This is a genomic window from Nocardiopsis sp. N85, from assembly GCF_028882275.1.
Lineage (GTDB): Bacteria > Actinomycetota > Actinomycetes > Streptosporangiales > Streptosporangiaceae > Nocardiopsis > Nocardiopsis lambiniae.
Genome location: NZ_JARBUT010000022.1, coordinates 42,370 through 55,244 on the forward strand (window position 1 = coordinate 42,370; position 12,875 = coordinate 55,244).

Here is a 12,875-nt window from a genome sequence, read left to right on the forward strand (position 1 = left end):
ACCGTCCGTCATCCGTGATCCGTCGTTCGCCGAGGCGCCCGTGCGCGGACGGTGACGCCCACTACTCTCCTGAACCCACGGCACGCTCGACGACTTCCGCAATCCTCTTACCCGCGTACGCGCCCGGTCTCGCCGGACGCTACTGGGTCCCATCGTCGTGCGTCCACACCGCCGGAACGCTGCTGCACGCGGTACCGCCGCGCGGGCCGGTCCGACTCGCCGACGTCGACCGGAGCCGCCCGCTCGCCGGACTCGGTCCGACCCCGATCACGTTCGTGATCATGTCCCAGGTGGTGCGCTCAGGACCGCCGCCGATCGACGCCGAACCGCGCGGAGGTGGTCCGGGAGGGACCGCCGGACCGGTTCGTCGAAGGCGGGCGCGGGGGGCGCGGCGCCGCCCCGGCGGTCACGCCGTTCCTGCCGGTGAGGTCCCGATCGCGTTTCGTCCGATGCCGCCCGGGTATCGGAAAAACCGAATACGCTCTCGGAGTCGATTACCATTCCACTCCGTCCCGCCGTGCGCCGGCCCTCCCGCCCCGGTGCTCCGGGAAAAGCCACGGGTGCGTGATCGGGTATTCCGGAGACCCTGCCCGGAGTGAGCCGTGACCCCGGTCTCCTCGTGGACTGTAAGTGGACTGAAAGCGCCCTGAAAGAGGGTGGCTCCAGTGTTGAACACGTTCGGCACGACCGGTCGTCGCGAGAGGACGGCTCGCGTACCCCTGGACCGGGTCGACGTTCGTTGGACACATGCCACCCGTGGCGTTCCCCGAGGCGGAGTTCGCCACGGGTGGCCCTGTCCGCCCGAAGGGCGGTGAGTTCCGTGATGACACTCAGACGACGTAGGGCCACCTTGCGGCTCTATACGAGCGCGGTGAGACGAGGAGTGCGAGTCCCCCAGATGCTGACTCTCGATGACCGCTTCGGGGCGATCGTCGCCGACGGGATGCCCGAGGCGAAGATGAGGCCCTACCAGGAGCCCGACCCGGTGGCGCCGGCCCCCGCTTACCCGGAGCCCGACCCGGTGGCGCCGGTCCCCGCCGAGGAGCCCCGTCAGGGAATGCCGGTCGAAGAAGTGCCCAAGGAAGAGAAGTAGCGGCTTGAAGTAGCCAAAAGATCACTCCGGGTATCTGATGCGAGGGGAAGATGCTCGGAGCCTTTGGCGTGCCCGGATTCCGATTGTGCGCAATTCGCCTTGCTAGGGTTGCTGCTTGTGGAATTCGGTGTGCTCGGCCCCATCACCGTCTGGTCCGACGGGCGTCCGGTTTCGATCGGTGGACCGCGCCAGCGTTGTGTCCTGGGCGCACTTCTGGTGGATCTCGGCCGCGAGGTCACCGTGGACCGGATCATCGCCTACCTGTGGAGTGACGACCCGCCGCGCACCGCCCGTTCGGTCATTCAGGTACAGGTCTCCCACCTGCGTCGGCTGCTCCCCGACCGCATCTCCACCACGGCCGGCGGTTACGTCCTGGACGTCGATCCGGAGAGCGTCGACCTGCACAGGTTCCGTCGTCTGCGGGACGAAGCGGTCCGCGCCGAACCCGAACACGCGGTGGAGCTCCTGGACCGCGCGCTGGCCTGCTGGAGTGGAGTCCCCTTCTCCGGTATCGGCTCGGAGGCCTTGGAGCACACCGTCATCTCGCCCCTCCGGGAGGAGCGCTGGGCGGCCGTCATCGCCTGGGCCACGTGCGCCCTGGGACTGGGCCGGTACGCCGAGGTGATCTCCCGCCTCACGCCGCTCGCCGGGGAGGAGCCGTTCCGCGAACGCCTGCACCACCTGCTCATCACCGCGCTCTGGCGGGACAACGAGAAGGCCCGCGCCCTGGCCGCCTACGAGGACTTCCGGGCGCGGCTGGCGGACGAACTGGGCGTCGACCCCGGCCCCGAACTCGCCGCCCTGCACGCGCGCATCCTCCACGAGGACGCCGCCCAGGGACGGAACGCGGCGACGGAACCAACGGAACCCGGGGTCCGCTATCGGGTCCGCAACGACCTGCCCCGGGACCTGCCCGACTTCACCGGACGGGGGGACGTCCTGCGGAGCCTGGAGGAGGTGGCACTGGCCGACGATGACCGGGCCCAGGTCTGCGTCATCACGGGTGCCGGCGGAGAGGGTAAGACCACCACGGCCGTGCGGTTCGGTTACGAATCCGCCAAACGTTATCCCGACGGCCAGCTCTTCATCGACCTGTACGGGTACACGGCGGGCAAGGAGCCCCTGGACCCGTCCTCCGCGCTCGGTTCCCTCCTGCGCGCCGTGGGCGTGGAGCCGGAGACGATCCCCGAGACGCTGGAGGAGCGGGCCGCCCTGTGGCGGGCCACCCTCATGGGGCGCCGGATCCTGCTCATCCTGGACAACGCCGTCAACCACGCCCAGGTCAGTCCGCTGCTGTCGTCCTCGCCCGGATCGCTCACCCTCATCACCACCCGCAACGAACTCTCCGGTCTGAGCGGGGCCCGGTTCCTCTCCCTCGGCATGTTCGACGAACGGTCCTCCCTGGAGCTCTTCTCGCGGGTGCTGGGGGAGGCGCGCGTCCGGGACGAGGAGGACCGCGCCCGCGAGATCGCACGCATCTGCGGCGGCCTCCCGCTGGCCCTGCGCGTGATCGCGGGTCGTATGCTCAGCCGTCCCCGGTGGTCCTTCGAGCACGTGGTGCGCCGGCTCACCGAGCAGAACCGCAAGTTCCGCGAACTCCAGGTCGACGGACAGAGCGTCGAGACCGCGATCGACCTCTCCTACCGCAGCCTCACCGAAGAACAGAGCCATGCCTTCCTGACCCTGGGACTGATGATCGGCAACACCATCGACCTCGCGGGTGGGGCGGCGCTGCTGAACGTGTCGCTGGAGGAGGCCGACGACATCCTCCAGGAGCTCGTGGGAGTGTGCCTGCTCGACGAGCCCCAGGGCGACGTGTACCGGATGCACGACCTCATAAGGGAGTTCTCCCTGGACCGGGCGACCGGCGAGTTCGGCGCGGAGCGCGTGGGCCGGATCAGGACGGGGCTCGCCGACCACTACCTGGCGACCGCCCAGCACGCCGCCGACCTGCTCGGGCCCCGCGCCATCCAGGACGAGGAGATGATCAAGCCCGGCTACCGCACCGAGCTGATGAGCCGCGCCGACGCGGAGAGCTGGTTCGATCTGCACCGGGACAACCTCGCCGACACCATCGAGCACTTCGCCGCGCACGACAACGGGGAGCACGCCTGGCGCATGGCCGAGTCGGTGTGGCGCTTCTACGCCCTGTACGGCCAGATGGGGCTGCTCATCAGCTCCCAGGAACGGGCCCTCCAGATCAGCGACCGGCAGGGCAATCTCCGCGGCCGTGCCGTCACCCTCATCGGCCTGGGCATAGGACACTACTTCTCCGGCCGGTTCGAGGACGCGCTGCGGATGCTCGTCGAGGCCCGGGACCTGCTCACCCGCGTGGGCGACAGCCGGGGCATCATCCGGGCCCTGGCCAATCTCGGGATGGTCTACGAACGGGTCGGACGCCTGAGGGAGTCGGCCGAGGCCATCCAGGGTGTCCTCGAACACGCGGTGGCCTTGGGGGACCGGCGGCTGGAGGCCCTCCAGTGGGGCAACCTGGCGGTCGTGCGGCAGGGCCTCGGCCAGCACCGGGAGGCCCTCCACTGCGCGGAACAGGCGCTGGCCAAGGTCCCGAAAGAGGACGACCAAGACTCCAGGGCCCTGGTCAAACGGGTCATGGGAGAGGCCAAGGTCGGTCTGGGGGACGTGGAATCGGCGTTGCGCGACCTCGACGAGGCACTGGATCTGTCCCATCGGCTGGGGCTGGTCGCCAGCCGGATCTACATCCACAACTCCCTCGGTGTCGCCTACCGGGCGGCCTGCTGCTGGGACGAGGCGATCGAGGCCCACGAGGAGGCCCTCGTCCTGGCCGAGAGCTCCGGTCACCGCAGCGGCGACGCCGAGATCCTCACCGACCTGGGCATCACCCACGCCGAGGCGGGTCACCACGAGGAGGCCGTGATCGCCTTGGAGAAGGCCCACGCCGTCGCCGTCGAACGCGATGAGCGCTACATCGTCGCCCGCGCCTGCCTGGCCCTGGGCACCCTGCCCGCGCCCATGATGACCGCGGATCGGGGGGAGGGGTTCCTGCGGACGGCCACGGAGATCTTCACCGAGGTGGGATCGCCCGACGCCGAGCGCGCCCGTGCGGCCCTGGCCGAACGGTTCGGCGGCTGAGACGGGCCGCTTCCCTGCGGCGTATGGACCACAGGCACACCGTGGCGGGCAGGACGCGCAGTGGTCGGGGCAGACGCGGATAGACGGTCCGCGTGATGCCGATGACCGCGTCGAAGACCCGCTGTCTGCGCGGCGACCAGGGCAGGCCGAACCCTTCGCGCAGGTCGGGGGGGAGCAGCCCGGTGGTCAGCAGCCGTTGCAGGGGCATCAGCGCCCGCAGCACCGGTTGACGGGGACGGAACAGGCGGTGGGCGATGTCGCGCGCCTCGTCGCCGACCTTCAAGCCCGACACCGCCTTCTCCCAATAGGCGTCGAACTCCTCGGGAGTGCCCGGCCAGGCCGACTCCGGCAGCCCCAGGGCGGTGCCGAGCACCGATGCCTCGCGCAGGAAGAGCGCGTACTCGTCGCGGTCCCGGAACCCGTCGAACACCATCGTGTGCAGGCGGGCCGCGTTGTGGCACAGCGTGGCGGCGACCCACAGCAGCAGGTCGTCGTCGAGCGCCCGGTATCCGGGGCCGGTGACCTTCTTGTGCGTCGCGCGGACGATGGCGTGCAGCCGTTCCCTCTCGGCCTCGGTGCCGTAGACCGTCCCGTACACGTAGGCGAGGGTGCCGAACAGGCGGGAGAACGGCCGGTGCTCGAAGTCGCTGTGGTGGAGCACCCCGTGCGCGACGCTCGGGTGGGCGATCTGGAGCAGCACGGCGTGACCGGCCCCGCCCAGGAGGCAGGACTCGGCGGTGATCCGCCGCAGCGGGGATTCATCGGACGATCGGCCCATGTCCAGGATCGTAGGAGATAACCGCTTCCGTCGGCTGTGACACACGCCGTACCTTCGGGCGCGTGCACACTCCCGGCGATGGCGACACGGCTCTCCCGCTCCTCTCGGGTGACGAGGATCATGCCCGGTCGACGCTCTCATCCACGACGGAAAGCCCCTCAGGGCGATCGCCACGGTGAAGGAGGCGTTCTCGCCCCGGGGTGGTCTTCGGCTGTACGACGCGCAGGAGATGGTCCTGCGGCGGTTCCGGACACTCCGAAGCCCTCGGAGCGAGGCTCCGACCGGGTTCTCGGCGGCCGGGTAAGGGAAATGTGTCCTTTTGGTCAGGTCTGGTGCTGTGACCTCGCTCACTCCGGATTGGTCTACTCCTTTCGGGAGTGGACCGGTCGCGCGGCGTGTCCGAATCCCCCCTGTTCCCTCTGCTCACACCCCTCCCTCCAGTGGCCGTACCAGTGCTCGGATCGCGCACATTGGGCCGGCGGGCGGTCCGGTCCGATCGTTCCATAGCCCGCCACCAGGCCTCTTGACCGTTCGTCACGGGCTGCTTACGTTCTTCCAGAACGGGCGGGAGACCCCGGTGCACAGGGGTCTCCGGGACATCGCCGTCCGGTGCCAGGGGCCCATCCGAACCCCGAGCGCCCAGCCCCGCCCTGGACCGGTCACGGTCCGGGTCATCCCGCTACGCGTCCCCCTCGGCGTGTTCCCGTGCGAAGGGGGACCATGACCCACCACAGAAGGGCCTCGCATGTCGATCCTTGAGTCCGTGCCCCCCGGCGCCACCCCGCGCAGGAAGCGCCGCCTCCGCGCCGCGACGGCCATCGCCGCCGCCACCACGCTGTTCTTCGGCCTCATGCCCGCCGGTGTCGCCAACGCCCACGGCTACATCTCCAATCCGCTGAGCCGGCAGGCCCAGTGCGCCGCCGGCATCGTCCAGTGCGGCTCCATCCAGTGGGAGCCGCAGAGCGTGGAGGGCCCCAAGGGCCTCACCAGCTGCTCCGGCGGTAACTCCCAGTTCTCCGAGCTCAACGACGACGGCCGCGGGTGGCGGGTGACGGACGTGGGCCGCACCCAGCCCTTCACGTGGACCATCACCGCCAACCACCGCACCTCCACCTGGGAGTACTTCATCGGCGGGCAGCGGGTCGACGTGTTCAACGACAACGGGGCGCAGCCGCCGTCGACCTTCACGCACAACGTGGACCTGTCCGGCTACAACGGCCGGCAGAAGCTCCTCGCGGTGTGGAACATCGCCGACACCCCCAACGCCTTCTACGTCTGCGTCGACATCAACATCCGCAGCTAGGGCGGGTTCGGAGGGTCTCGGGTCCGCGGCTCCAACGGTCGGTGTACGACCGGGACACGAGCCGCGGACTCGAACCCCCCGACGGCGAGCGGAACCCGATCCGGCGCCGCCGGAGCACGGAAAGTACGTCGCCGGTGAGGCGGGCGGCTCGGCGACCGCCCCGCCCCTCGGGGGCACGCGCTCCGCGGTGTGCGCCCCGGCGCCGGGGTTTCCGGGCCGGGGAGCGGGGGCCGTCAGCGGTTCGCGCGGTAGGAGAGCCCGCGCAGCAGGGTCTCCGCCGGGCCGCGCACACCGGCGCGGTCCATCAGGAACGCCACCGCCACGGTGGCCGCCCACGCGGCGACCGCCACGAGCACCGCCGACCAACTGGACAGGTGCACGCCCCAGCCCAGGCCCCAGGCGGCGAGGAACGGGGCGAACACCAGTGACTGGGCGAGGTAACCGCTCAGGGAGCGGCGGCCCAGGGACACCAGCGCCCGGACCGGCAGTCGGTCCCGGGTTCCGCGCGCGCTGACGCGGTGGGCGATGAGGCCGAAGAGCGCGGCGTAGCCCACCCCGGTGAAGATGCCGGTGAAGAAGTGCGCGGAGGCGGTCACCGCCATGTGGTCGGGGCTCAGAACGCCCACGTGCTGGAGGGCGAACACCGCGCCGACGGCCCACCCGACGGAGATGCCCCAGAAGGCGACCCGGCGCAGCAGCGGCAGGTGGCGTCCGGGCTCCTCCAGGATCCGCCACCGGGCGGCGAGCAGGCCCATGAGGAAGGCCGTGGGCAGGGCCAGCGTGAGCACGCCGGAGAACAGGGTGAGGAACCAGGTGGGCAGGCGGATCGCGGCGGAGACCAGGTAGTCGGTCTCGGAGATGCTGAGCCGCTGCACGTCGGCGGCCCCTCCGGCGGACGCGACCGGATCCGCGGCCAGGGAGAAGAACAGGGTGAGGGCGCCGAACAGGGCGCCCAGGGCGAGCAGCACGACCACCCCGATCTTGACGGTGCGGTCGCTGCGGTCGAAGAACAGCGGCAGCATGACGAGGCCGATCAGCCCGTAGACGCCCAGGATGTCGCCCTGCCACAGCAGGGCGGCGTGCACCGCGCCGAAGACGAGCATCCACAGGTGGCGGCGACGCAGGATCCTGCGGGCGTCGCGTTCGCTCGTGCCGCGCGTCCTCTGCCGGGCGTACATCTGGCCGATGCCGTAGGCGAAGAGGAAGGCGAACATGGTGTGTGTGCGGGCGTCCACGACGATGATCGTCAGGGCCTGGGCGATCCGGTCGGCGAGGTTCCCCTCGGTGGGGTGCAGCAGGGCGGTGCCGCCGGGGGCGTCGTAGATGAACCAGGGCACGTGGGCCAGGGCGATGAGCAGCAGCATCATGCCGCGGGCGAGGTCCGGTGCCGGCACGCGTTCGGCGACCGGGGTGGAGCGCGCCGAAGGCCCGGCTTCGGGAGCGGGCGGTGGGTGCTCGGTGTGAGAGGACATGACCTCACCGTCCCCCGGCGGCCCGCCCCGGGTCAGTGCCGCCGCGTCACCGTCCCGTGTGGCGTGACGTCACACGGGACGGTTTCCCCGGCCTCCTCGGTCGCCGGTGGCGGTGGCCGGGCCGAGGTCGTCCTGGCTGTCGCCGAGCGAACACAACAGGGCGCGCAGCAACCGGTCGAGTCCCGCCCGATCCTCCTCGCTCAGCCCCGCCAACAGACGGCGTTCGGTGGCCAGATGGCCCTCCAGGACCCGGTCCACCCACGCCTCCCCCTCGGGGGTGAGGCTGATGAGCAGCCGACGCCGGTTGTCCGGGTCCACCTCGCGACCGACCATCCCCTTGGCGACCAGCCGGTCCACCCTGTTCGTCATCGCGGCCGAGCCGACCATGGTCATCGCCGACAGCTCCTTCGGGGTGAGGGTGTGCGGTGGTCCGGAGCGCACCAGCGTCGCCAGTACGTCGAACTCCCACGCCTCCATGTCCTCCCGGGCGAAGTTCTCCTTCAGCCTTTTCCCCACCAGGTGGGAGGCCCGCGACAGACGGCCGATCGGCCCCATGGGGGAGACGTCGAGCCCGGGGCGCTCACGCGCCCACTGGTCCAGGAACATGTCCACCGCGTCCCGCATCGTCGCGCAACCTTTCGACGTCGAACTGTTTGACATACAGGTTAGCAGTGTGCCTATGATCTCGGCATCGGAAAGTTTGACATCGAAAGGTTCGTGATCGAGTCATGAGTGCCACCGCCAGGGGAGGCTTATCCGACCTCCTCCTCACCACCCTCCCCCCGGTCGTGTGGGGCAGCACCTACCTCGTCACCACCGAACTCCTCCCCCCGGACCGCCCCCTGCTGGCCGCCACGGTCCGCGCCCTTCCGGTCGGCCTCGCCCTGATCGCCCTCGGCCGCGTCCTCCCCCGCGGTTCCTGGTGGTGGCGCTCCGCCGTCCTGGGCGTCCTCAACATCGGCGCCTTCTTCCTCCTCCTCTTCGTGGCCGCCTACCACCTGCCCGGCGGGGTGGCCGCGCTCGTCATGGCGATCCAGCCGATCCTCGTCCTGGGCCTGTCCGCACTCCTGCTCGGCGACCGGATCCGCCCGGTCCAGATCCTCGCCGCGACCACCGCCATCGCCGGGGTCGCCCTCCTCGTCCTGCGCCCCGACGCCGCCCTCGACACCGTCGGCGTCATCGCCGGTCTCCTCGGCGCGGTCAGCATGGCCACCGGTATCGTGCTCACCAAACGCTGGGGACGCCCACCGGGCACGACCCTGTTGACCTTCACCGGATGGCAACTGACCGCCGGAGGGCTGGCCCTGCTCCCCTTCCTGCTCCTCGTCGAGGGACTCCCCGACCGGATCACCGTCGGCAACCTCACCGGGTTCGCCTACCTGAGCGTCATCGGTGCGCTCATCGCCTACGCGCTCTGGTTCCGCGGCATCGAACGCCTGCCCGCGCCGACGGTCTCCTTCCTGTCCTTCGGCAGCCCCCTCGCCGCGGTCCTCCTCGGTTACCTGGTCCTCGGCCAGGCGCTGGCCCCCCTCCAACTGGTCGGTGCCCTCGCCGTCATCACCGCCGTCGTCCTGGCCGGTCGGCCGCCCCGAGCACCGGCCGCCCGCACCCCCGCCCCCACCCCCGTCCGCTGAAAAGGAGACCGCCGTGTCCCGGCTCTTCACCCCCACCACCCTCGGCAAGATCCCCCTCGCCAACCGCCTGGTGATGGCGCCCATGACCCGCAACCGCGCCACCCCGGACGGTCGCGCCACCGCGCTCACCGCCGAGTACTACGCCCAGCGCGCCGGAGCCGGGCTGATCATCACCGAGGGCGTCCACCCCGACGCCGTCGGCCAGGGCTTCATCGACACCCCGGGTCTGCACACCGACGCCCAGGTCGCCTCCTGGCGTCCGGTCACCGAGGCCGTGCACCGCGCCGGCGGACGCATCGTCGCCCAGCTCATGCACGCCGGGCGCATCGGCCACCCGGACCTCAACCACGAGGGCCACCACCCGGTCGCGCCCTCCCCGGTACGGGCCGCCGGTCGGGCCTACGCCCCGGGCCGCGCCCTGGAGTACCCGGTTCCCCGCGAACTCACCGCCGACGACATCGCCCGCACCGTCGAGGGTTTCGCCAGGGCCGCCCGCAACGCGGTCGACGCCGGGTTCGACGGGGTGGAGGTCCACGCGGGCAACGGATTCCTCCTCCACCAGTTCCTCGCCGACAACGCCAACCGGCGCACCGACTCCTACGGGGGTTCCCTCACCGGGCGCTCCCGCGCCGTCGTCGAGACCGTCGACGCGGTCGCCGAGGCCGTCGGGGCCGACCGCGTGGGCCTGCGGATCTCCCCGGCCAACCCCTACAACGACATCGCCGAGAGCGACGCCGCCGACCTCTACCCCGTGCTCCTGTCCGCCCTGCCCCCGCTGGCGTTCCTCCACGTCGGCGAGACCGGGGACCGGGGCCTGACCGCCCTCGTCCGCTCCGCGTGGTCCGGCTCGCTCATCCTCAACCCGCACCCCGCCCCGGACGCGGGCCCGGTCACCCCCGAGCGCGCCGAGGAGACCATCGAGGGCGGCCTGGCCGAGGCGGTGTCGCTGGCCACCCTGTTCCTCGCCAACCCGGACCTGCCCGACCGCATCCGCGCCGGCGGCCCCTACAACACCCCGGACCGCCCCACCTTCTACGGCGGCGACCACCGCGGTTACACCGACTACCCGGCCCTCGCCTGATCCCTCCCGGTGGACGGGTCCCGGCCCCGGCGTACACTGCGGGGCCGGGGCGGAGGCCCGTCCGACACCTTCATGAAGAGGGGAACCCCAGAGCATGGCCGGATTCTTCGACCGTTTCCGTCAACCCCCGACACCGCCCGGTCCGCTCGACCAGGACACGGTCGACAACGCGCTGGGGCTCGTGCGCGCGGGACGCAAGATCGTGGCCATCAAGCTCGTGCGCGAACGCACCGGCCTGGGCCTGGCCGAGGCCAAGGGTGTCGTGGACGCCATCGAGGAGGGCCGGCGGGTGCCCGTCGAGCCCGGGCCGGGCTCCCTCGCGGACCGGGTCAGGGAGCTGCTCGGCCGTGACCGCGTCGCCGACGCCATCGTGCTGGTCGCGGGCGAGACCGGCATGACCGAGGCGGAGGCCGCCCGCTTCATCGACGCCCTCGACCGCTGACCCCGGGACGCGTCGCGGTCCTCCCGGGGCCCGCGGTTCACCGCCCGTGCAGATGGGCGCCGCTCGACGGTAGGAACATCGCGACCATCGGTCCGAGCACGGCGGCGATGTCCAGCGCCCGCACCGTGTGGTAGGTCGGCTCGGCTTCGCCGGCCGCGGCCAGGGCCGCCCCCACGTTCCCGTCCGCGACGAATCAGTCGACCAACGGCACCACGAGACTCGCCAGGCCGACGGGGAGGACGCCCGCACGGGTGGTTCGGCTCCTTCGCGGGACGTGGAGGTGGATCCCGCCCCACCCACGAGACGGGTGAGGCCCGTAGTGTGCCGGGACCGGCCGCGACCGTAGCGTCTCCTGGCCGGCTCGTGTCCACGGGGGATGCGTAGCGGACCGGATCGAGGAGCCATGTATGACCGCCCCCACCCCCCTTGCCGACCGACACCGTACGGGTGGCCCCCGAGGATGGGTGATCACGGCGATGATCGCCGTCCTCGCCACCGCCGCCGCGATCACACTGGCGCCTCGGCCCTACGAACTCGCGGCGGAGTCCAGCGGAGACGCGGAAATGGCCGAACGCGTGCGCCAGGGCATCGACGACACCACGGGGTACCACGGGCTGTCGGTCGCGCTGGTCGAACCGGACGGGAGGGGAGGCTTCCACGTGCGCACCGCGGGTCTGGGCACCACCGGATCCGATGGAGACCCGGTGGAGGAGCGCACCCTGTTCGGCTCCGCCTCGGTCGCGAAGGTACTGCCGGGCATGCTGCTCGCCGACATGGCGGACCGGGGTGAACTCACCCTGAACACCCGGGTCGGTGAACTCCTGCCCGAACTCGACTTCTCCGACCCGGCGCTCGCCGACGTCGAGGTGGAGGAATTGGCGACGCACACCGCCGGCCTCACCCGCGAGGAGACGAGCCTGCCCCAGACACTGTGGCAGTTCGCGGCCAAACGCCACCCGGAGCCGCCCGAATCGGTCGACGACTTCCTGGTGACCGTGGCCGAAGAGGTACGGGTCGACCCCGCGCTCCGAGGGGCCAACCACTACTCCAACACCGGCGTCGACCTGCTCGGGCACGCTCTGGCGGCGCACGCCGGAACGACCTACGACCGGCTCGTCCAGGAACGGATCCTCGACCCGTTGGGCATGGAGGACAGTGCTATCTGGACGGCCGCGGCCGGCCCCGGGTTCCAGGTGCACAACGCCGACCTCGGCCGCCCCCTCACCTTGGACGGCTCGGAGGCCGGTGGCCCGTCCGGAGGGCTGGTCACGACCGCGGGCGATCTCGGCCTGCTCCTGGCGGCGGTGATGGAGGGATCCGCTCCGGGTTCCGAGGCCGTGCGCCCCGTCGCGCCGGGCGACGTCGAGCGCCGCGAACAGGGTCTGGGCTGGTACGTGGAGACCCTGGGAGGGGTGGCGATCACCGGTCACGGCGGGAACGCCACGACCAACGGCCATACGGCGTGGATCGGCTACACCGGTGATCGGGGCGCCGTGGTCCTGTCCAACACGCACCGGTTCAGCGAGGACATCGGCATCCGCCTGCTCGGCGTCGACGAGCCGAGCCCCGACAACGCGACGGGGGAGAGGGTCTACGCGACCGCCACGATCCTGCTCACTCTTCTTCCCGGCCTCTTCGCGCTGGGGTTCGCCGCCAGGCGTCGTCCCGGCCGCTGGTGGCGCCGCGCCACCGACCGCGCGGGGATCGTCGCCTACGGGTTCGGCGGCACGGCGGTGCTCGCATACGCGTTCCTCGCCGGGTTCTGGCACCTGGTGTCCCCGTGGGTGTGGGTCGCCGGCGTGCTCCTCCTGGTGGGGGCCGTCCTGGTGGGGGCGCACCGGTGGCCGGTCCTCCCGACCGCGAGAGGGACCCGGCCGTGAGCCCGGTGGCTGTCGGTGTTCCCCGTCATCGCGGGGAGCGCGGTTCTCCTGGCTCTCCTGGCCCTCGTCTGACCGCGAGCA

General features: G+C 71.3%; 11 protein-coding genes. 7 read left to right on the top strand and 4 right to left on the bottom strand.

What is annotated here, in order from left to right; genetic code table 11:
* Nucleotides 1-898 precede the first annotated feature (898 nt).
* A complete protein-coding gene (locus tag PWG71_RS24080) occupies nt 899-1,093 on the top strand; it encodes a hypothetical protein (RefSeq protein WP_274812261.1) in 195 nt (64 codons plus the stop codon).
* Nucleotides 1,094-1,210: 117 nt separating this feature from the next.
* On the top strand, nt 1,211-4,204 hold the full coding sequence (locus PWG71_RS24085; RefSeq protein ID WP_446725094.1) for an AfsR/SARP family transcriptional regulator: 2,994 nt from the start codon (nt 1,211-1,213) through the stop codon (nt 4,202-4,204).
* On the opposite strand, the gene PWG71_RS24090 is transcribed toward PWG71_RS24085, so the two are convergent.
* On the bottom strand, nt 4,137-4,982 hold the full coding sequence (locus PWG71_RS24090; RefSeq protein ID WP_274812262.1) for an oxygenase MpaB family protein: 846 nt from the start codon (nt 4,980-4,982) through the stop codon (nt 4,137-4,139). The genes PWG71_RS24085 and PWG71_RS24090 overlap by 68 nt on opposite strands.
* Nucleotides 4,983-5,727: 745 nt before the next feature.
* On the opposite strand from PWG71_RS24090, the gene PWG71_RS24095 reads away from it, so the two are divergent.
* On the top strand, nt 5,728-6,285 hold the full coding sequence (locus PWG71_RS24095; protein ID WP_274812263.1) for a lytic polysaccharide monooxygenase auxiliary activity family 9 protein: 558 nt from the start codon (nt 5,728-5,730) through the stop codon (nt 6,283-6,285).
* 233 nt (nt 6,286-6,518) lie between these two features.
* Here PWG71_RS24095 and PWG71_RS24100 read toward each other — a convergent pair whose 3' ends face one another.
* A complete protein-coding gene (locus tag PWG71_RS24100; RefSeq protein WP_274812264.1) occupies nt 6,519-7,757 on the bottom strand; it encodes a DUF418 domain-containing protein in 1,239 nt (412 codons plus the stop codon).
* Between the two features lie 69 nt (nt 7,758-7,826).
* Complete coding sequence (locus PWG71_RS24105; protein ID WP_274812265.1) at nt 7,827-8,381, bottom strand: MarR family winged helix-turn-helix transcriptional regulator; 555 nt, start codon at nt 8,379-8,381, stop codon at nt 7,827-7,829.
* A 104-nt stretch (nt 8,382-8,485) separates the two neighbouring features.
* Between PWG71_RS24105 and PWG71_RS24110 the strand changes: the two genes are divergently transcribed.
* The 3 genes from PWG71_RS24110 to PWG71_RS24120 all read left to right on the top strand — a co-directional run bounded on the left by PWG71_RS24110 (nt 8,486) and on the right by PWG71_RS24120 (nt 10,914).
* Entirely contained in the window at nt 8,486-9,391 is a 906-nt protein-coding gene (locus PWG71_RS24110; RefSeq protein WP_274812266.1) for an EamA family transporter, read from the top strand.
* A 13-nt stretch (nt 9,392-9,404) separates the two neighbouring features.
* Nucleotides 9,405-10,472, top strand: a complete 1,068-nt coding sequence (locus PWG71_RS24115; protein ID WP_274812267.1) for an alkene reductase — start codon at nt 9,405-9,407, stop codon at nt 10,470-10,472.
* A 94-nt stretch (nt 10,473-10,566) separates the two neighbouring features.
* A complete protein-coding gene (locus PWG71_RS24120) occupies nt 10,567-10,914 on the top strand; it encodes a ribosomal protein L7/L12 (RefSeq protein ID WP_274812268.1) in 348 nt (115 codons plus the stop codon).
* Nucleotides 10,915-10,951: 37 nt separating this feature from the next.
* On the opposite strand, the gene PWG71_RS24125 is transcribed toward PWG71_RS24120, so the two are convergent.
* On the bottom strand, nt 10,952-11,089 hold the full coding sequence (locus PWG71_RS24125; RefSeq protein WP_274812269.1) for a hypothetical protein: 138 nt from the start codon (nt 11,087-11,089) through the stop codon (nt 10,952-10,954).
* Nucleotides 11,090-11,321: 232 nt separating this feature from the next.
* Here PWG71_RS24125 and PWG71_RS24130 point away from each other — a divergent pair, with 232 nt between their 5' ends.
* Entirely contained in the window at nt 11,322-12,794 is a 1,473-nt protein-coding gene (locus PWG71_RS24130; RefSeq protein ID WP_274812270.1) for a serine hydrolase domain-containing protein, read from the top strand.
* Nucleotides 12,795-12,875: the final 81 nt, after the last annotated feature.

Excerpts from the sequence above, each read along its gene's own strand:
- PWG71_RS24090 (WP_274812262.1), bottom strand. The coding sequence starts at position 4,982 with ATGGGCCGATCGTCCGATGAATCCCCGCTGCGGCGGATCACCGCCGAG.
- PWG71_RS24095 (WP_274812263.1), top strand. The coding sequence starts at position 5,728 with ATGTCGATCCTTGAGTCCGTGCCCCCCGGCGCCACCCCGCGCAGGAAG.
- PWG71_RS24120 (WP_274812268.1), top strand. The coding sequence starts at position 10,567 with ATGGCCGGATTCTTCGACCGTTTCCGTCAACCCCCGACACCGCCCGGT.
- PWG71_RS24105 (WP_274812265.1), bottom strand. The coding sequence starts at position 8,381 with ATGCGGGACGCGGTGGACATGTTCCTGGACCAGTGGGCGCGTGAGCGC.
- PWG71_RS24110 (WP_274812266.1), top strand. The coding sequence starts at position 8,486 with ATGAGTGCCACCGCCAGGGGAGGCTTATCCGACCTCCTCCTCACCACC.
- PWG71_RS24130 (WP_274812270.1), top strand. The coding sequence starts at position 11,322 with ATGACCGCCCCCACCCCCCTTGCCGACCGACACCGTACGGGTGGCCCC.
- PWG71_RS24080 (WP_274812261.1), top strand. The coding sequence starts at position 899 with ATGCTGACTCTCGATGACCGCTTCGGGGCGATCGTCGCCGACGGGATG.
- PWG71_RS24100 (WP_274812264.1), bottom strand. The coding sequence starts at position 7,757 with ATGTCCTCTCACACCGAGCACCCACCGCCCGCTCCCGAAGCCGGGCCT.